The organism is Burkholderia sp. 572 (assembly GCF_040545135.1).
In the GTDB taxonomy this organism is placed as follows: domain Bacteria; phylum Pseudomonadota; class Gammaproteobacteria; order Burkholderiales; family Burkholderiaceae; genus Burkholderia; species Burkholderia cepacia.
Genome location: NZ_JBEPLH010000001.1, coordinates 222,836 through 240,383 on the forward strand (window position 1 = coordinate 222,836; position 17,548 = coordinate 240,383).

General features: G+C 64.3%; 17 protein-coding genes and 1 pseudogene. 9 read left to right on the forward strand and 9 right to left on the reverse strand.

Annotated elements, in window-relative coordinates; genetic code table 11:
• Positions 1-281 precede the first annotated feature (281 nt).
• The gene (locus ABIC51_RS01010) at positions 282-2,216 is read right to left on the reverse strand and encodes an SMP-30/gluconolactonase/LRE family protein (protein ID WP_175898577.1); all 1,935 of its coding nucleotides are present in this window, start codon (positions 2,214-2,216) and stop codon (positions 282-284) included.
• A 540-nt stretch (positions 2,217-2,756) separates the two neighbouring features.
• Positions 2,757-4,061 carry a dicarboxylate/amino acid:cation symporter gene (locus tag ABIC51_RS01015; RefSeq protein WP_027790070.1) on the reverse strand — a complete coding sequence of 435 codons (1,305 nt, stop codon included), beginning with the start codon at positions 4,059-4,061 and terminating at the stop codon, positions 2,757-2,759.
• Between the two features lie 613 nt (positions 4,062-4,674).
• On the opposite strand from ABIC51_RS01015, the gene ABIC51_RS01020 reads away from it, so the two are divergent.
• From ABIC51_RS01020 to ABIC51_RS01030, 3 genes are read left to right on the forward strand one after another with little or no spacing between them, the layout of a single operon-like run.
• Positions 4,675-5,820: a glycosyltransferase gene (locus tag ABIC51_RS01020; RefSeq protein ID WP_027790071.1), complete on the forward strand. Its 1,146-nt coding sequence runs from the start codon at positions 4,675-4,677 to the stop codon at positions 5,818-5,820.
• Positions 5,820-6,386, forward strand: coding sequence for a hypothetical protein (locus tag ABIC51_RS01025; protein ID WP_226113248.1), 567 nt, complete (start codon positions 5,820-5,822; stop codon positions 6,384-6,386). The genes ABIC51_RS01020 and ABIC51_RS01025 overlap by 1 nt, the downstream gene beginning before the upstream one ends.
• Positions 6,387-6,409: 23 nt before the next feature.
• Positions 6,410-7,144: a polysaccharide deacetylase family protein gene (locus ABIC51_RS01030; protein WP_146254220.1), complete on the forward strand. Its 735-nt coding sequence runs from the start codon at positions 6,410-6,412 to the stop codon at positions 7,142-7,144.
• A 72-nt stretch (positions 7,145-7,216) separates the two neighbouring features.
• Here the strand turns inward: ABIC51_RS01030 and ABIC51_RS01035 are convergent, their stop codons facing one another.
• From ABIC51_RS01035 to ABIC51_RS01045, 3 genes are read right to left on the reverse strand one after another with little or no spacing between them, the layout of a single operon-like run.
• Complete coding sequence (locus ABIC51_RS01035; RefSeq protein WP_175898575.1) at positions 7,217-8,155, reverse strand: alpha/beta hydrolase; 939 nt, start codon at positions 8,153-8,155, stop codon at positions 7,217-7,219.
• A 2-nt stretch (positions 8,156-8,157) separates the two neighbouring features.
• Positions 8,158-9,042, reverse strand: coding sequence for an alpha/beta fold hydrolase (locus ABIC51_RS01040; protein ID WP_175898573.1), 885 nt, complete (start codon positions 9,040-9,042; stop codon positions 8,158-8,160).
• 32 nt (positions 9,043-9,074) lie between these two features.
• On the reverse strand, positions 9,075-10,130 hold the full coding sequence (locus tag ABIC51_RS01045) for a sugar phosphate isomerase/epimerase family protein (protein WP_059695217.1): 1,056 nt from the start codon (positions 10,128-10,130) through the stop codon (positions 9,075-9,077).
• A gap of 110 nt (positions 10,131-10,240) precedes the next feature.
• Here ABIC51_RS01045 and ABIC51_RS01050 point away from each other — a divergent pair, with 110 nt between their 5' ends.
• The 5 genes and pseudogenes from ABIC51_RS01050 (at position 10,241) to ABIC51_RS01070 (ending at position 14,003) form a co-directional block, all read left to right on the forward strand.
• Positions 10,241-10,846, forward strand: coding sequence for a TetR/AcrR family transcriptional regulator (locus tag ABIC51_RS01050; RefSeq protein WP_146254223.1), 606 nt, complete (start codon positions 10,241-10,243; stop codon positions 10,844-10,846).
• Positions 10,847-10,961: 115 nt separating this feature from the next.
• Positions 10,962-11,191: pseudogene (locus tag ABIC51_RS01055) on the forward strand (hypothetical protein); the annotation flags it as partial.
• A 236-nt stretch (positions 11,192-11,427) separates the two neighbouring features.
• Entirely contained in the window at positions 11,428-12,405 is a 978-nt protein-coding gene (locus tag ABIC51_RS01060; protein ID WP_091924843.1) for a chromate resistance protein ChrB domain-containing protein, read from the forward strand.
• Positions 12,402-13,580 (forward strand): chromate transporter, encoded by a 1,179-nt coding sequence (locus tag ABIC51_RS01065; RefSeq protein ID WP_060172438.1) that lies wholly within the window; start codon positions 12,402-12,404, stop codon positions 13,578-13,580. The genes ABIC51_RS01060 and ABIC51_RS01065 overlap by 4 nt, the downstream gene beginning before the upstream one ends.
• 108 nt (positions 13,581-13,688) lie before the next feature.
• Positions 13,689-14,003, forward strand: coding sequence for a hypothetical protein (locus tag ABIC51_RS01070; protein WP_060172440.1), 315 nt, complete (start codon positions 13,689-13,691; stop codon positions 14,001-14,003).
• A gap of 156 nt (positions 14,004-14,159) precedes the next feature.
• On the opposite strand, the gene ABIC51_RS01075 is transcribed toward ABIC51_RS01070, so the two are convergent.
• Both ABIC51_RS01075 and ABIC51_RS01080 read right to left on the reverse strand, forming a co-directional pair.
• The gene (locus tag ABIC51_RS01075) at positions 14,160-15,059 is read right to left on the reverse strand and encodes an MBL fold metallo-hydrolase (protein ID WP_175860543.1); all 900 of its coding nucleotides are present in this window, start codon (positions 15,057-15,059) and stop codon (positions 14,160-14,162) included.
• Positions 15,060-15,337: 278 nt separating this feature from the next.
• Positions 15,338-15,493: a transposase domain-containing protein gene (locus tag ABIC51_RS01080; RefSeq protein ID WP_226128264.1), complete on the reverse strand. Its 156-nt coding sequence runs from the start codon at positions 15,491-15,493 to the stop codon at positions 15,338-15,340.
• Positions 15,494-15,985: 492 nt separating this feature from the next.
• On the opposite strand from ABIC51_RS01080, the gene ABIC51_RS01085 reads away from it, so the two are divergent.
• Positions 15,986-16,174 (forward strand): hypothetical protein, encoded by a 189-nt coding sequence (locus ABIC51_RS01085; protein WP_034195989.1) that lies wholly within the window; start codon positions 15,986-15,988, stop codon positions 16,172-16,174.
• Positions 16,175-16,810: 636 nt separating this feature from the next.
• Here the strand turns inward: ABIC51_RS01085 and ABIC51_RS01090 are convergent.
• On the reverse strand, positions 16,811-17,095 hold the full coding sequence (locus ABIC51_RS01090; protein ID WP_027790082.1) for a hypothetical protein: 285 nt from the start codon (positions 17,093-17,095) through the stop codon (positions 16,811-16,813).
• Positions 17,096-17,168: 73 nt separating this feature from the next.
• Positions 17,169-17,435, reverse strand: a complete 267-nt coding sequence (gene infA, locus ABIC51_RS01095; RefSeq protein ID WP_027790083.1) for a translation initiation factor IF-1 — start codon at positions 17,433-17,435, stop codon at positions 17,169-17,171.
• Between the last annotated feature and the right edge of the window lie 113 nt (positions 17,436-17,548).

Here is a 17,548-nt window from a genome sequence, read left to right on the forward strand (position 1 = left end):
CTGCAATGCGCCGGCGCAACCCGTCAGTCGATCCGGTTCATCGTCGTGGGCACGCGCAGTGCCTGCCGGTGCCGCTGTCATTGTGCCCGGAACCGCTTTTCCGCGTCGTGAGGTTTGGAACGGCCGCCCGGCGGGCGGTGAGGCGCGCGTTGCGCACGCCGCTCATTACGAACGCGTGATGTGGAAATTGCGTGGATACGCGGTGGAAATCCGGCGAAATCGCGACGAATACGATGAGGCGTTCGCGAGCCCGGCCGCCGGTCGAGGCGGCCGCGCGTTCATCAAGGCGTCCACCGGTACACGGTGATGCTGTTGCCTTTCACGTTGTTCTTCATCACCACGTACTCGCCGTTCGAGCGGCGGTATGCGCGAATGCTGTACATCGCATCGATCGCGCTGCTGGTATCCACGGTCGCGGGGCTCGCGTTGACCAGCGTTGTGTCGAGATTGCCGGTCGTCAGGTTGAACGCGTCGACGTTCGGCCACAGCGGCCCGCTGCTGCTGAACCAGTAGCCGACGAACAGATGGTTGCCCACCGCGTCGATCGATTTCGCGCCGCTGTGCGGCAGCGTGATCACCGGGTCCGGCTTCGTCGTATTGCCCGCGCTCCAGCCGTGATACACCTCGATGCGCGTGCCGATCGACGTCCAGTCGTTGGTCCCGATCGCGCCTTGCGCGAGCACCATCGTGTCGCTGTCCGCGAGATAGACGATGCGCGTGAGCGGCTGGATGCTGTCGGGCACGCGGGTCGCGACACCCGGCCCCCACGACGGCTTGCCGCTCGCGTCGAAGCCGGTCAGCGGGTAGTGGGTAATCGCGCCGGTCTTGTCGAGACCGGCCCACACGCCGCCCTTGCTGTCGACGCTGAAGCCGCCCGTCACGCGCCGCGTCGTGTTGAATGCGGGGCCCGGGATCGAGCCGTCCGGAATCGCGACATAGCCGTTCGCCGCGTTGAAGTGGAAGAAGTAGAAGACCGGCGGGTTCTGGCCGGCCGCGACGAGAATCCGGTTCGCGCCCACCGACGTGAGCAGACCGAAATGCTCGTCGCGCTGCGTGTCGTTCATGTCGATGCGCGGATCGGCCGGGTACGTGAACGGATCGACCGTGTTCGCGATGAACCTGCCGCCCGCGCTGCCGCCGTACACGTGCGTGCCGCCGTAGAACAGCGCACCGTCCGTGACCGGGTCCGGCGCGGCGATGCCTTCGAAGTTCAGCGACTGCAGCGTCCACCGCAGGCTGCCGGTGCTGCTGTAAGCATGAATGTCGGTCGCGCCGTTGCGGCCGAGATCCCAGCTGCCGCCCCATGGATTGTTGAGCACGTAGAGATTGCCGCCGGTGTCCTTGCCGATCCCGACGATGCGCGTGAAGCGCTGCGCACCGACCTGCCCCTTGATGCCCGTCGTCGTGTCGAGATAGCCGCCGCGCACGCCGAAGGTGCCGGCCAGTGTGGGCCGGCCCGACACCGTATAGCGCTTGATGTTCTGGTCCGGGCCTTCGTCGCCCACCAGCAGCTGCCCGGCCGCCGCATCGAAATACAGCGCCGACGGCTGCGACCCGGACGGCATCCGGATCGTGTTCAGCAGCGCACCGGCCGGGCTGAAGCCGACGATCGAGCCTGCGCGCTTCTGCGCCACCCACACGTTGCCCGCTGCGTCCAGCGCGAGCGCGCCCGGCTCCGATACGCCGATATCCCGCTGCCACACGCCGTCGGTGGTGAACACGCGCACGCGATTGCCGTAGAAGTCGCTCGCATAAAGCAGCGAGCCGGCCGTCGCGAGCCCGGTGACGACGTCGATGCGCGGCTGGTTGGTGGCCGCGCTAACCTGGATCACGCGGTCGCGATACTTCGTCGAACGGTTGTAGCGCCCCACCGCGCCGCTGCCGTACGTCTTGCCGGGCTGCAGCGCGACGAACAGCGAGGTCGCGTTGCCCGTGATCGCGCTGCCCTGGAACTCCGAGTGCGTGCCGATCGAGCCGACGCTCTTGCCGTTCTGGTAAATCGCGACACCGCCTTCGTCCTCGTCCCACATCGACGCCGTATAGATCACGCCTTCAGGCGCGACCCACATCGCACGCGCGACGTTGCCGACGTGGGCCGCAAGCGTGCCGTACGTGTTCGCCAGCCAGTCGGTGGTGTTGCGTGCGTGAACGGGCGGGGTAATCGCGGCGATCGCCGCGGCGAGCAGCGCGGCCTGAAACCGTTGTCTGGCGACCATGACGGATGCGCTCCTGAATGGTGCGAACACTCATATGAAGGGCCGGCCGGATGGCTTGAAAGCCGCAATACGTCAATTCTTCCGCTGAAGCATCCGGCGCAGTCGGTATTACGTACGGCATGCGTTCGATCATGCGCAGCGCGAGAATAGCGTTATATAAATCGAAAAAAATTGCGGATCGCGCGCGTCATTGCGCTTTTCGCGGGAACGGCTTCGACGGCATCGCCCGTGGCGCCCCTGCGCGCCGGCGGCACGCGTGACTGCGCGACAGTGAATGGTCACTTGCGCATCGAATCGGGGATCGGGAAATTCAGGCTCGTACCTGAGGGAATATCGCCGCCGGTTCAGCGACGATCGATTGAAACGGCGAGTGCCTGTTTCGGAGAATCGGGAAAAGCCACGGCATTCAATGCGGATTCATTGCACCCGACAAATCGCCGGCCTGAATCCATTGCGAATCCAGGCCGGCGATCATCCGTTACCGCGGGGCAGGCAACGCGCCACTAACGCCGCACTGCTGCACTGCCGCACTGCCATGCATCAAGCCGATGCCGAAGTCTCCGGCACCTTCACCTTCATGACGCGTCCGTTGTCCGGATCGTTGTCGTCGCGCGGGGCGTCGAGCTGCCCCTCCCACTTCGCGACCACGGCAGCCGCGATCGAGTTGCCGACGGCGTTGGTGGCCGAGCGCCCCATGTCGAGGAACATGTCGACGCCCATGATCAGCAGCAACCCGGCTTCGGGCATGTTGAACTGGTTGAGCGTCGCCGCGATCACGACCAGCGACGCGCGCGGCACGCCCGCCATCCCCTTCGACGTGACCATCAGCATCAGCAGCATCGTGATCTGCGTGCCCAGCGGCAGATGGATGCCGTACACCTGCGCGATGAACAGCACCGCGAACGTGCAGTACATCATCGAGCCGTCGAGGTTGAACGAATAGCCGATCGGCAGCACGAAGCTCGAGATCTTGCGGTTCACGCCGAAGCGGTCGAGCGCATCCAGCAGCTTCGGATAGGCGGCCTCGGAACTCGCCGTCGCGAACGACAGCAGGAACGGCTCGCGGATCAGCCGGATCAGCGTGAACGCGCGCTTGCCGAGGAACGTCACGCCGGCGAGCGTCAGCACGCCCCACAGCAGCGCCAGTGCCAGGTAGAAGCTCGCCATGAACTTCGCGAACGTGAGCAGGATGCCGAGCCCCTGGGTGGTGATCGTCGACGCCAGCGCCGCGAACACCGCGACCGGCGCGAACCACATCACGGCGCCCGTGACCTTCAGCATCACCTGCGCGAGATCGTCGATCACGCCGGTCAGGCGCTTGCCCGATTCGCCGAGCGCCGACAGCGCGGTGCCGAAGAAGATCGAGAAGATGACGATCTGCAGGATTTCGTTGTTCGCCATCGCTTCCGCGATCGACTTCGGCACCAGGTGGACCACGAAATCCTTCAGCGTGAAGGCGCCCGTCTTCAGGTTGAGGGCTGCATCGGATGCCGGCAGCGGCAGGCTCAGGTGGCTGCCCGGTTGCAGGATCGTTGCGGTCAGCAGGCCGAGCAGCAACGACGTAAACGAAGCGATGAAGAACCAGCCGAACGCCTTGACGCCGACGCGGCCTACCGCGCTGCCGTCGCCCATCTGCGCGATGCCGACGGTCAGCGTCGCAAATACCAGCGGCGCGATGATCATCTTGATCAGGCGCAGGAACACGTCGGACAGCAACGACACGTACCCGGCGACTTCCTTCGCCATGGCCGGGTCGGGAAATGCGCTATGGCAGGCGTAACCCACGGCGATACCAAGAATCATCGCGACAACGATGTACTTGGTGATGTTGTGCTTCTTCTTCATTAGTAATCCAAATCACAAAGCGTATGTTGCTAACGGCTGGCTAACTTTCGCGCCCGGCTACGAATCGAAACCCACGTCTCTCTGGGTGCGACGAGTCCGCCTTTGGCGGTCGCCATGGCGGACAGGGGGGGCATTCTAACGCAAATGGCCCCCTGGCTTTCAAATCTGAAAGTCTGCCGGCTTGATTTGCGTCCGGATGTCGTCGAAAAATCGGGTTTTGTCGCGATCCTGCCCGCTTCCTGATCGCTTCCTGCCTGCTTCTGGCCCGCTTCCTGCCCGCTTCGGGCCTGTTTTTACGGCCCGGTCGGCGAGGGTAACCGGGCCACACCACCGTTCGCGCCGGAATTCCCCCTCCCCCACCGCGGCATCGCACGATGTGACGACACTGCAATCGATCGCGACACATCCTCACAAAGATGCGCAGACCTCGACACTACGGCACGTAATGCGTCTGTAATATTTCGAAACGTTTCGCGGCGCCCGTCCGGGCATCGGTGTGCAATCACGCATCGGCAATGCGGAACCGGGTTCGAGTCATTGCTTTCAACACGTTGAGGCATTCATTTTCTCAGCAGTCCTGCCAAATGAATGATCGAGGAAAGGCAGCATCGTGATGAACATTCTGTATACCAACTTCCACGGCGACTACGGCGGCGGCCAGGACACCTACGTCCGCGACCTCGCCGCCGCGATGAGCCGGCACCATCGTGTGACCGTCGCGTCGCCGGAAGGCAGCCGCTTGTCGCGACTGCTGAAGGACAGTCCCGACGTGGCGATCTTCGACATGGAATTCAAGCCGCGCTGGAACCGGCTCTGCCAGGAAATCGTCCGGCTGCGCCAGCGGATCCGCGCCGAGCGCTTCGACATCATCCACGTCAACGGGTCCGCCGATCACCGGCAGGTGATGCTCGCGCTGCTCGGCTGCCGGTACCGGCCCGCGGTCGTGCTCACCAAGCACAACACCTATCGCGCCGACAGCTTCGGCAACGTGCTGCGCGCCCGGCTGGCAACCGACCACACCATCGCGGTCAGCGACTACGTGGCGAGCATGCTCGCGCTCCGGTCGCCGTACGGCAACGTCACGGTCGTCAAGCACGGCGTGCGCCGGCAGGCCGCGGAACAGCTGGCCGCCGACGAAATCCGCCGCCGCAAGATCGCGCTGTTCGGGCCGTCCGGCGCGGATGCGATCGTGCTGGGCAGCAGCGCCGGCACCGCGCCCGAGAAAGGCTGGATGGACCTGATCGCGGCGCTGGGCCGCCTGCCCGAACACGAGCGCGAGCGGTTTCGCGTGCTGCTGGTCGGCGCGGAACCGTCCGGCGAGCAACGCGAGCAGATCGAGCGGCACCACATGGCGTCGCGCACCGCTTTCACCGGGCGTCTCGACGATGTGCGCGCGCCGTTCTCGATCATCGACGTGTCGTTCGTGCTGTCGTACCACGAGAGCCTGTCGTATGCGTGCCGCGAGGCAATGTCGCTCGGCTGCCCCGCGATCGTGACGCGCGTGGGCGGGCTGCCCGAGAACGTCGAGCCGGGCGTGGACGGCTGGGTCGTCCCGCCGCGCGAGCCCGAGGCGATCGAGGCCATCCTGCGCGCGATCGTGCGCGAGCCCGCGTGCGTGCGGGCGATGGGACGCAGCGCGCGGCTGAAGGGCAAGCGCGAGTTCTCGTTCGACCGGTTTGTCGATGCGACGTTGTCCGTCTATCAGAAATCGATTCGACACAACCCCTATCGTTGGGTGACATCCATGAGGTCCGTTTAATGGCAATGAACATCTGGAAGAAGTACTGGGACCTGCGCACGCAGGAGTGCCCGTGCGACGTGCACTTCGTCGAATGGCTGGAATCCGCTCGTCTCAACGGCATCCGCATCTATCACTTCGGCACCGGCGGCCACCACCACGTCGGCGTGGAATGCGCACGGCCGCACCTGAACAACACCGTCTTCGGCGTGACGGCGTCGCCGAAGGAATACAAGTCGTACGTCGATCTCGTCACGCGGCAACCGGAGGTGAGCAAGACCTACCTGGCCTATTTCGGCGACATCTACACGAGCAATACGGACCTGCTGCCGGCGTTCGACGTCGTCACGCTGTTCCATCTGTGCGAATTCCGCGACGAAACGAACAGCCGCTACGGCGCGAAGACCGACGCCGAAGTGCTCGACCTGTTCGCACGCCATACCGCGCGCGACGGCCACCTGCTGTTCTACAAGGGCTCGTCGGCATACCGGAAGGCCGAGCCGATCATCGAGCAATGGGCGGCGAATGCCGATTTCACCGAAGTCGGCGACTTCAAGACCTTGCGGATTTTCCGCAAGGCCGCGTAATTCCCCGTTCCCGCGACCCGCTCATGCTGCTGTCCGCCACGCGCTACCCGATCCTGATGTATCACCAGATCCGCACGCTGCCGCCGCCGTCCGACCGGCTGCGCAGCCTGAGCGTCGCCCCCGACGCGTTCCGCCGCCAGATGACGCTGTTCAGGCGGCTCGGCTACCGCGGCCTGAGCGTGCGCGAACTGCAGCCGTACCTGCGCGGCGAGCGCAGCGGGAAGGTCTTCGGCATTTCGTTCGACGACGGCTTTCTCAACGTGCTCACGCATGCGATGCCCGTGCTGGACGAGCTCGGCTTCACCGCGACCTGCTACTTCGTCGCCGGCCGGTTCGGCGGCGAGAACGACTGGGATGCGGGGGCCGATACGGCGCGCTCGCCACTCATGACGTGCGCGGACATGCTCGCATGGCGCGATCGCGGCCACGAAATCGGCTCGCATACGCTCGATCACGTCGCGCTGTCGCACATGCCGGCCCACGTGTCGGAAGTCCAGATCATCGAATCGAAGCGGCGGCTCGAAGCGTTGAGCGGCCAGCCTGTCGAATCGTTCTGCTACCCGTACGGCGATCTCGACCCGCGCGTGCGCGACCAGGTCGCCGCCGCCGGCTACCGCAACGCGACGACGACCCGGCGCGGTTGCGCCGGGGCGTCCGACGATGCGTTCCTGTTGCCGCGAGTTCCGGTGGCGGGCGGGGTCGGTGCGATGCGGCTTTGGTTCAAGTGTGTGAAGGCGCGGGTTCGGAGGCGCAGGTAGCTCGCGCTGGTCGACTGCCGCCGAACCCTACAACCCTCCACGCAGTTCGCGCCGCCCCCTTCGGCCATACGCTCACCGCTGGAAAGCCCTGCGCATCTGCGCGCCGGCCACGTCGAACACCTGGCGGGCTGCCGACGTCACGCCGGCCATATGGATGCACGCATGGATCATCCCCGGCAGCACGGCGAAATCGGCCGCCACGCCGGCCTCCCGCAATCGCTCCGCGTACGCGTGCGCGTCGTCGCGCACCGGATCGTACTCGCAGGCCAGCAACGTGGCCGGTGGCAAGCCCTCGAGCGAAGCCGCCTGCAGCGGCGACACGCAGGGTGACCGGCCGTCGGCCGGATCGGTCAGGTACATGTCGAAGCAATACCGCATGACATCTTGCGTCAGGTAGTAGCCCTGCCCGCAAGTCCGATAGGACGTCGTGCTCATCGACGCATCCAGCGGCGGATACAGCAACAGCTGATGCGCGATCGACGGGCCGCCCCGCCCACGTGCGACCAGACAGGCAGCCGCCGCAAGGTTTCCTCCCGCACTGTCGCCGCCGACGGCGATGCGCGCCGGGTCCAGCCCCAGGCCGGCCGCCTCGCGCACCACCCAGTCCAGCGCATCGCAGAAATCCTCCAGCGGCACCGGAAACCGGTGCTCCGGCGCAAGCCGGTAATCGACAGACAGCACGACGCATTGCGTCGCGTTGGCCAGCGCGCGGCATGGATTGTCGTATAGATCGAGCGTGCCGAGGCACCACCCGCCGCCGTGCGCATAAACGAGCGCCGGCCGGCGTGCCGCGCTTTCCGAAGCGACCGATGGCCAATAAGCCCGCACGCGAATCTGCTGCCCGTCGCGCGTGGGCACCGCGAAGGTTTCCGTATGGTCGACCGCTTCCAGCGGTCCATGCCAGCCCCGCAGTGTCGTATCGGTCGCCCGTCGCAACGCGTCCAGCGAAGCAGGCGCCTCGGTCACGGCCAGTCGCTCCAGCAGTGATGCGATGTCGGTGTCGATCGGCATGATCAGCGGCTCCGCTCCAGGAAAGGCAACAGATGGCCGATGAATGCGTCGGGGGCCTCTTCCATGATGAAGTGGCCGCAAGCCGGGACCACCGTACCCTGCAGATCGGTCGCGTTGTCGCGCATCGTGACCAGCGGCGCATCGCCGGTGGCATGTTCGGCACCGATGGCGAGCACCGGCATCGTCAGCTTGCGCTGCGCCCGCGCCTGGTTCTGCCGGATCGTCTCCGGAATCGCACGGTAATAGGAGAAGCCGCCGCGCAAGCCGCCCGGTGCCGCATAGGCATCGATGTACACATCGACGGCCACACGATCGCGCCGGAACGACCAGCGGTTGAACATGAACTCCAGATACGCCCGCTCACGGCCCGCAATCAGCGTCTCGGGCAGGTCGGCCAGCTGGTTGAACATGAAATGCCACAGGAAGATGTTTTCTTCCGGCGGGGCGAAGATCGACGGCGCGGGCGCCAGCCCGGGGATCACCGCCTCCGTGAGCGCCAGCGACTTCACGGCGTCGGGCCGGTCGCTCGCCAGCGCATAGGCCACCCACATGCCGACGTCGTGGCCGGCCACCTGGTAAACATCGAAGCCGAGCTGCGCCATCACGCGATGCAACGTCGCCGCCGTGTGCCCCGTGTCGTAACCCGCATGCGGCCGATCGGAATAGCCGGTACCTGGCGGATCGACCGCGACGGCCATGAAGCCGCGCGCGGCGAGCGCCTGCATCACGTGACGCCACGCGTACCAGGTTTGCGGCCATCCCGGAATCAGCAGGACCGGGGTACCGGCGCCGGCCGTGACGCAATGGATGCGCTGGCCGTCGATGCGTACGTATTGATGAGCAAAGCCTTGAGCGTCGGCAGACGACGACTGAAGTTGAGCGGACATATCGATGATTCCTGGCAGTGGGGGGAAACGGCTCAAGCGATGCCGAGCATGTCGTGGATTTGCCGTTGATCGACCGCGGCACCGGCGAAGTCGTCGAAGATGCGCTCCGTCACCCGGATGATGTGGTCATTGATGAACGCGACGCCTTCGCGCGCGCCGTCCTCCTGATTCTTCAGGCAGCACTCCCATTCGAGGGTGGCCCATCCTGTGTAGTCGTACTGAGCAAATTTCGAAAAAATCGCCTTGAAGTCGACCTGACCGTCGCCAAGCGAACGGAAACGGCCGGCGCGCTCCAGCCACGAACTGTAGCCGCCGTAGATGCCCTGGCGTCCCGAAGGCAGGAACTCCGCGTCCTTCACATGGAACATGCGGATGTGGTCGCGGTAGATATCGATGTACGCCAGATAGTCCAGTTGCTGCAGCACGAAATGGCTGGGATCGAACAGCATCTTGCAGCGCGCGTGCTGGCCGACCAGCGCATGGAAGCGCTCGAAACTGACGCCGTCGTGCAGGTCTTCGCTGGGGTGAATCTCATAGCAGAGGTTGACGCCGTTTTCGTCGCAGGCGTCGAGAATCGGCCGCCAGCGACGCGCCAGTTCGTCGAAGGCCGTCTCGATCAGGCCGGCGGGCCGTTGCGGGAACGGAAACAGGTAAGGCCACGCGAACGAGCCCGAAAAGGTGCCCATGTCGGTCAGCCCCAGGCGGCGTGAAGCCCGTGCCGCCAGCTCGAGCCGATCCAGCGCCCATGCGGTGCGCGCGGCCGGGTTGCCGCGCACGGCCTCGGGCGCGAAGTTGTCGCACATGGCGTCGTACGCCGGATGCACGGCAACCAGCTGCCCGAAGATATGCGTGGTCAGTTCGCTGATCTCCAGCCCATGTTCGGCCAGCATGCCCTTCATGTCATCGCAATAGGCCTGACTGTCCGCGGCGGTCTCCACGTCGAACAGCCGACCGTCCCACGCGGGAATCTGCAGCGCCTTGAAGCCGACGCCGGCCGCCCATCGCGCGATATTCGGCAGGCTGTCGAACGGCGCCGCATCGTCGGCGAACTGCGCGAGATGAAGACTGGGGCCCTTGAGAGTACGCATGATCGATTCCAATTGTTTGTCGATTGACAAAGAATAGAGTGCTGGAACGGCACGTGTCAACACGGCGCGCGATAAAATCCGTGCACGATGTGACGACGGGCGAAAGGGATATGGCGGGACGACCGAGAGAATTTGATCGCGGCACGGCGCTGAAACGCGCGATGCTCGCGTTCTGGCGGCGCGGCTACGAAGGCACGTCGATGTCCGACCTGGTCGAAGCGATGGGCATCGCGTCAGCGCGCATCTATGCCGCGTTCGGCAGCAAGGAAGCCCTGTTCCACGAGGCCGTGGCACTCTACGAGCAAGGCGAAGGCGGCTTCGCCGATCGTGCGCTCGGCGAGGAAACCGATGTCCGCGCGGCCGTCGAACGGATGCTGCGCGATGCCGTCGCCGCTTATACCAGGCGCGGCCAGCCGCACGGCTGCATGGTGGTGTCCGCCGCGACCAACTACTCGGCCGAAAACGAAGGTGTCATGGAATGGCTGGCCGCCCACCGGCGCGCACGCACGCAATCGATCGCCGAACGCTTGCAGCTCGCGGCCGAGCAGGGGCAGCTCGCGCGAGGCACCGACATCAAGGCGCTGGCCGATTTCTATGCGACGCAGTTGCACGGCATTTCCGTTCAATCCCGCGACGGGGTATCGAAAGAGCGCCTGCTCGCGTCCATCGGGCCGGCGATGATGCCGCTCGTGACGGCTGTGCGTGACGGCGCGTAACCCGGCCCGGTCAACCGACAGGACGGCCGTTTCAAGCTCGGGCAGATCGACCGGAAAAGCAACTCGGCGGACGACGCGATGCCCGTCGACAATCCGGTGCATGACCGCAACGAACCACGAGTTCGTCGTCTTCAGGACAGATCTCCCCCGACGATGCGCTCCCTGTCGGCAAAGGACAGGGGATGGAGCACCCCCTGAAAACAATCGGGGAAGCGGAAGATATCGCGCCCGGCAAGCGCAAGCGCATGTCATTCAAGCTCACGCCGGGGTCACGACGCGCTGATCTGCAACAAGCCGGGCCGCTATGAAGCGGGGATGCATACGGCACTTGTCGTGACGCCGTAGATCGTTCCGCCGGACCGAAATCCGGCCCGAAGCACCCGGGCGTCGTCCACCTCGTTCCGCATTACGCGATCACCCATCCCACGCTCACCCGAGCGAGGCGCAGCGCTTTCTTGGCGCGCCTCGTGCGAGCGGATACCTGTCACACCCTGGCTACCTGCCGGGAGGGCGTGCGGGACTACACGCGATCACTCGAATAAATTTTGTAGAAAAAATAACCAAGACGTAGACTTCGCTACATGAAATCCATTTCTACATGGTCGCTGCTTGTTCTGACCCTTCCGACGGAAAACGCGACGGCCCGCATGCGGTTCTGGCGCGCGCTCAAGGCGAAAGGCTGTGCGGTGCTGCGCGACGGCGTTTACCTGCTGCCCCACACCGAAGCGCATGAAGAGACGCTGCGCGAACTCGCGGGCGCGATTGCCGAGAGCGGCGGCGCAGCTCACCTGTTGCGCGCACCGAGCCTCGACCGGTCCCAGGAACAGGAATTCCGGGCGCTGTTCGACCGGGCCGACGATTACGCGACCTTCACACGCGCGCTCGCCGACGTGCGCAAGACGCTTGACGGGCAATCAGCCGCCGAACTCACTCGCCTGTTGCGTCGCGCGCGCAAGGATCTCGACGCCATCCGGGCGATCGACTATTTCCCGGGTGATTCGGCCACCCGCGCCGAAGTCGCCCTGCAGGATTTCGGTGCGCTGGTCGACACGGTGCTGTCGCCGGGCGAGCCGCATGCCGCGGACCGCGTCATTCGTCCGCTCGCGATCGGCGAGTACCAGGGCCGCGCCTGGGCGACGCGGCAGCGGATGTGGGTCGATCGCGTCGCCAGTGCGTGGCTGATCCGCCGGTTCATCGACGCGCAAGCGCGCTTCATCTGGCTCGCGTCGCCGGCGGATTGCCCGGCTGACGCGCTGGGCTTCGATTTCGACGGCGCGACTTTTACGCACGTGGGCGAGCGAGTGACATTCGAAGTTCTGCTGGCCAGCTTCGGACTCGACAAGGACCCGGCCCTAATGCGTCTCGGCGAGATCGTGCATGCACTCGACGTGGGCGGTCCCGCCGCGCCTGAAGCAGTGGGCTTCGAGGCCGTGATGGCCGGCACGCGCCAACGGACGGAGAACGACGATCAGTTGCTCGAGCAGATGGGCGCCGTACTCGACTCCCTGTATGCGCACTTCACATCGGACGGCAAGAGCGAAACCCCGGCCAAATCATGACGACGACCATCGCCACGACCGAACCGACCTACTCGCTTGGCGAGCTGGTCGCCTACATGCTGCGTCTCGGTACGTTCGGTTTCGGCGGACCGGTCGCGCTCGCTGGCTATATGCGTCGCGACCTGGTCGAGCGACGCGGCTGGATAACCGAGGCCGACTACAAGGAAGGGCTCACGCTGGCCCAGCTCGCACCGGGGCCGATGGCGGCCCAGCTCGCGATCTATCTCGGGTTCGTCCACTACCGCCTTCTAGGGGCGACACTCGTCGGGATCGCGTTCGTGCTGCCGTCGTTCCTGATGGTGCTCGCGCTCGGGTTCGCGTACGCGCATTTTGGCGGGCTGTCGTGGATGCAGGCCGTCTTCTACGGCGTCGGTGCCGCGGTGGTCGGCATCATCGCGATGAGCGCTTACAAGCTCACGACCAAGACCGTCGGCAACGACAAGCTCCTCTGGGCGATCTTCCTGACGCTGGCTGCCGTGACCTTCGTCACGGAATCGGAAATCGCATGGCTTTTCGTTGCCGCAGGCCTGATCGGCTGGCTGTGGCGCGCGCCGCCCAGGTGGCTGCAGCGGGGCGGGCTGAATGCGGTTGCCGCCGCCAACTTGCCGGCAGCCAGCGGGCTACTGAGTGGCATCGACCTGCCGCAGCTCGTCCAGATCGGTGCCTTCTTCATGAAGGCCGGCGCGTTCGTGTTCGGCTCCGGACTCGCGATCGTGCCGTTCCTCTATGGCGGCGTCGTTACCGAACATCACTGGCTGAACGACAAGCAGTTCGTGGATGCCGTCGCGGTCGCGATGATCACGCCCGGCCCGGTCGTGATCACCGTCGGCTTCATCGGGTACCTCGTGGCGGGCCTGCCTGGCGCATGCGTCGCCGCGCTCGGGACATTCCTGCCGTGTTACCTGTTCACGGTCATTCCCGCGCCCTACGTGAAGAAGTATGGGCACCGTCCAGGCGTCAAGGCATTCGTCGATGGCATTACGGCTGCGGCAGTCGGCGCGATCACGGGCTCCGTCCTCGTCATCGCGAAGCGATCGATCGTCGACGTCCCGACCGCCCTGCTCGCCGTCACGACCGTGCTGCTGCTGTGGCGCTTCAAGAAGCTCCAGGAACCGGTGATCGTGACGGCGGCCGCCGTCATCGGACTCGTGGTTTTCCCGCTTCTCCGCCACTGACTTGGGTCACCGGGAAACGAACATGACGTACCAGGCCAGGACGTTGCCGTGCGATCGTCGTTCTCATGTTCGAGAAGACGACGCGAGCGACCGGGCAAGGAGCAAGCGATGCGAACGTGTTGCGTGATTGCGCTGGCGATCGCGCTGTCCGTCGCGCTGCCCGGTTGCGACAAGACTGCGCCCGATCAGGGGGCCGGCGAGATCGTGACGCTCGAGCACGCGCCGGAAGCGGTGAGAGCAATGATCGAGCGTCAACGGCAAGGCGGCAATGTCGGCGTGATTCAACGGCGTGTGAAGAACGGCAAGGCACGCTATGTCGTCACCATCGTGCAGGGTGGCCAGGAGCAACGCCTGAGCCTGACCGAGGACGGCCGGCTCATCAGCAGCCGCCCCGCTGGCGACGACGAAGAGGACGACGACTGACCTCGACGCGGCCAAGCACCGTACCTTGTTCGCGCATCATGCCCACGATGCTGCGGCTGCCGGCCGGCTTCGGCCTTCAATGAACCACGCGTGCAAGCGACCGCGTAGTGCCATCCGCTCACGGTCGACATGCGTTGCATTTCATCGGCGACCTGCTCACCTTGCGTCGAAGTGAGCGTGCGGGTCAGCGGAAATGGCCTTGTCCGATTCCTCCAACGCCAGTTCGGCCGCAACGGCATTCGCCCCGGCCTTGATGAACACGTCGAGATCGGCCGTGGGCAGGAAGCGCTTCATGATCGCCTCCAGTTCGGCCTTTCCGGCATCGTCCAGGCTGCGATTGCCGTTGGCGAGACGGGCCACCGCCGCGCGATAGCACCCGATATAAGCACGCTGTGCGGCAATCATGTCGAGCGGCTTGCCCGCCTGACCGTGGCCCGTATAGAACAGTGCGATGTCGCCGGACCGACGTTCGAGCGCATCGAGGCTGCGCAGCCAGTCCGCCGTATGGCCGTCGTTCATGAAGGAATGGACGCCGTTGAATACCATGTCACCGACGAAGGCGACACGCTGGTGGTTTCCCACGGCCCAGACCAGATCCCAGTTCGATTCGCCAGGGCCGAACTCTCTTGCCTCGAACGGCACGCCATCGAAATGCAGCACGTCGCCGTCATGCACGAGGCGATTCGGGAAGGTGCGCCGTGCCGGCCAATCGTCGCCGAACACCGACTGCCACTGGACTGCCTTGGCATCGTCGACACGGCGCATCGCCTCGTCGACGCCCCGCGTAGTGATGACCGGCACATCATCAAGATCGCGGATCAGCTCGCCGATGCCGTTGTAGTGATCGGGATGCCCGTGCGTGATCAGCACCGCGAGCAAGGGTTTGCGCAGGGCATCCAGCCGGTGACGCACCTCGCGCGCATCCGATACGGTCATCATGGCGTCGATGGCCACGACACCGTTCGGCAATTCGACCAGAAAGGCGTTGGTGAGAAAGGTGCGTGCACCGGACGTGCACGTCACCACATTGATTTCAGGCCCGTTGAAATCGATCATTTGAAAGTGCTCTCGTCAAGAAGCTGTTGCTTTATATTGGTCGGACGCTCCGGCCCATACCGCGTATGCGGTTCTCAAAGGCAGGATCTTCAATGTGACGCTCATTCGCCTCACGCTCGGCACGGCCGCCGCGATGGATATCGCGCCAGAGAGTATCTTTGTGTCGCGCCCGGAACACAACTCCCGGTAATCCGGAAGCAAGAGCGATCGACTACGCCGCAAGCGGACTGGAGATGGCAAGCATGCGCGTTGCCTTCATTGGAAGCAGGCTGCAACACTTACGCTTCGGTCGATTCGTGAGGATTGGAGCGCATATTCCAGGGTAGTAGCCTGGCGTAACCGTCGACCGTCTGCGCGAGCGGGAGACATTGAAGCAACCGGATCAGATGGTTGCACGGGCCGATCCCGTTCGCCTTGCAGGTCTCGACGAGCAAGTAGAGGTTGGCGCTGGTGTGCGCGCCGGCGATTTTGACGGTCAGGCCTCACCGCGGCTCGTACGTCAACAGGATTTCCGCCTCGACACCTGACGCATGGCGACAGATATCTCGGATTCGACCGAGCATGTGCCCCTATCACCCGGGCGACCTGAGAGCAGCGATCCGTTCTGGATGTCGGCCGCGTCGAAGCGATCGGATGGCGCCTGTTGGCCCGGCGGCTGATCAAACGTAGCCTGTCGCAAGACGCCTGAGCGCGCGTTTGCCGAAATCCTGGTGCCGAGATAGCAGAGGTTCGCTTTCCGGCGCGACCATTTTCCAGTGTACGACCTGCTAAATCGCTTGCGCCCCAGATCCTTGGATATGGGGCAAGACCGATCAGGTGAAGGCCGAGCGTACCTCCCCCAGGGATCGTGCATGTGGAGCCGATTCGTCCGCGCAGCGTGGCGCAAAACTTGTGAATCCTTCCCCCAAGACGCCTAGAATTCAATCATGGCTGCATTCCACATCCACAAGGAGGCTGTCATGACTCAGTCGATGATTGGTTGGGTGGTTGGTCTTGCGGTGGTCGCGGTGGTTGCAGTCGCGTTGGCGCGCCGTTACCAGAGCGAACATTCAAGTAAGGAAGTCGTTCAGTGGCTGGACTCCCATCACTTGGGGTGGATGCACCGCAAACATTGACCTCTCGGCGCTGGCGGCGATAAGCCCCGCCTTGCCGAAGTTTACCGGGAGCCGAACACACGGATGCAGGCAGGCGGGTGAAGTCTGCCATGTCGTTGTCTCGCCAGGGGTCCTGGCAAGGAAGGCATCATGGATGATGAAGTGTGTACGACCCACACGCACGTGGCACGCCTTCGCGTAATGCAGACCACGTCTGGGCGCTACCGCGGAATCGTCCACTTGCACCGCATCGGAGAGGATCCCGGCACCTCTGAGCAACACGATACCGAAGGGGATTTTGCATCGGATGTGGAGGCGCGTGACGCCGCACGAACGCTCGCACGCAGATTGCTCGAAGAGCGAATCCAGGGGTACGAAAAGGCGCGAGGCATCGATCGAATCTGCGTCGGGGGCCTGGTCGTTACGCAACGTTAATCGGCAACGCCACGTCCATTAGCGCGTAGCGCGCCAGCCGCACGATGCGGCCGCTCGCCCGGTGATCTGCCTTGAGAACACGGGACAGCAAGGAATGTCGGTGTTACGACGCGAGTTTCCCTTTGACCGGCAGCATGGCGTCGGCTCGCGCAATTTCAGATCGGGACGCGTGTCTCCGATTGATGCGCGCTCCGATGCATTGCTGTTCAACAGCGAGCCGTGTCAAAGAACTGCGCCGAACATCCCATGTTCGCCTCGGTTCTGATCGATGATGTCTTCTGCGTAACGTTGCGAAGCCCGGCGTGCGTCACCGGCACTGGCAAACGGCGAACCGTCGACAAGCTTGAAGGTCTGGCTCCGGGTCAGCGTGGCGTCAGTGCCGCGCAGGCAGACCTTGACCGCCGCGTCGAAACCGGCTTCGTAGTTGTGAGCACGGCCAGAGCCTGTGTGAAAGTGAGGATAAATCAGCGGATATATTTCGAATCCGCGATAGGTACGCATACTCATGATGAACTCCTGGTGATTGATGGCGACGAATTGCGTAGACGAGCGCAATCAATCCTGTATCGGCGCTACATGGTTAACGTCGAACAAATCGGTTCCGAGGCACACCGGGCGAAGCCCGTTCGTCTTTGTGCCGAAAATTGATACGTCCTTTGGTGAGGTCATAGACCGACAATTCCAGCTTGACCCGGTCGCCAGCGAGAATACGGATGCGGTGTTTGCGCATGCGGCCCGATGCGTACGCCGCAACGACCGCGCCGTTTTCCAGGGTGACGCGAAACCTGCTGTCCGGAAGCACCTCATCCACGACGCCGTCCAATTCCAGCAATTCTTCCTTTGCCAAATCAATTTCTCCAATCAATGTGACGCGCCGCAATCGCAGCGGCGTGCGGATATCCGGTTCCCGACAGGGAGCGGTTTCCGTGCAAATATCGAAAACGCTCATGCGTGGGGCGC

What these genes read in the sequence shown, in the direction of transcription:
- ABIC51_RS01040 (WP_175898573.1), bottom strand. Translation starts at nt 9,042, where the DNA reads ATGTCCGCTCAACTTCAGTCGTCGTCTGCCGACGCTCAAGGCTTTGCT.
- ABIC51_RS01090 (WP_027790082.1), bottom strand. Translation starts at nt 17,095, where the DNA reads ATGAGTATGCGTACCTATCGCGGATTCGAAATATATCCGCTGATTTAT.
- ABIC51_RS01045 (WP_059695217.1), bottom strand. Translation starts at nt 10,130, where the DNA reads ATGCGTACTCTCAAGGGCCCCAGTCTTCATCTCGCGCAGTTCGCCGAC.
- ABIC51_RS01060 (WP_091924843.1), top strand. Translation starts at nt 11,428, where the DNA reads ATGAAATCCATTTCTACATGGTCGCTGCTTGTTCTGACCCTTCCGACG.
- ABIC51_RS01015 (WP_027790070.1), bottom strand. Translation starts at nt 4,061, where the DNA reads ATGAAGAAGAAGCACAACATCACCAAGTACATCGTTGTCGCGATGATT.
- ABIC51_RS01075 (WP_175860543.1), bottom strand. Translation starts at nt 15,059, where the DNA reads ATGATCGATTTCAACGGGCCTGAAATCAATGTGGTGACGTGCACGTCC.
- ABIC51_RS01065 (WP_060172438.1), top strand. Translation starts at nt 12,402, where the DNA reads ATGACGACGACCATCGCCACGACCGAACCGACCTACTCGCTTGGCGAG.
- ABIC51_RS01010 (WP_175898577.1), bottom strand. Translation starts at nt 2,216, where the DNA reads ATGGTCGCCAGACAACGGTTTCAGGCCGCGCTGCTCGCCGCGGCGATC.
- ABIC51_RS01025 (WP_226113248.1), top strand. Translation starts at nt 5,820, where the DNA reads ATGGCAATGAACATCTGGAAGAAGTACTGGGACCTGCGCACGCAGGAG.
- ABIC51_RS01070 (WP_060172440.1), top strand. Translation starts at nt 13,689, where the DNA reads ATGCGAACGTGTTGCGTGATTGCGCTGGCGATCGCGCTGTCCGTCGCG.
- ABIC51_RS01050 (WP_146254223.1), top strand. Translation starts at nt 10,241, where the DNA reads ATGGCGGGACGACCGAGAGAATTTGATCGCGGCACGGCGCTGAAACGC.
- ABIC51_RS01035 (WP_175898575.1), bottom strand. Translation starts at nt 8,155, where the DNA reads ATGCCGATCGACACCGACATCGCATCACTGCTGGAGCGACTGGCCGTG.
- ABIC51_RS01020 (WP_027790071.1), top strand. Translation starts at nt 4,675, where the DNA reads ATGAACATTCTGTATACCAACTTCCACGGCGACTACGGCGGCGGCCAG.
- ABIC51_RS01030 (WP_146254220.1), top strand. Translation starts at nt 6,410, where the DNA reads ATGCTGCTGTCCGCCACGCGCTACCCGATCCTGATGTATCACCAGATC.
- ABIC51_RS01085 (WP_034195989.1), top strand. Translation starts at nt 15,986, where the DNA reads ATGGCTGCATTCCACATCCACAAGGAGGCTGTCATGACTCAGTCGATG.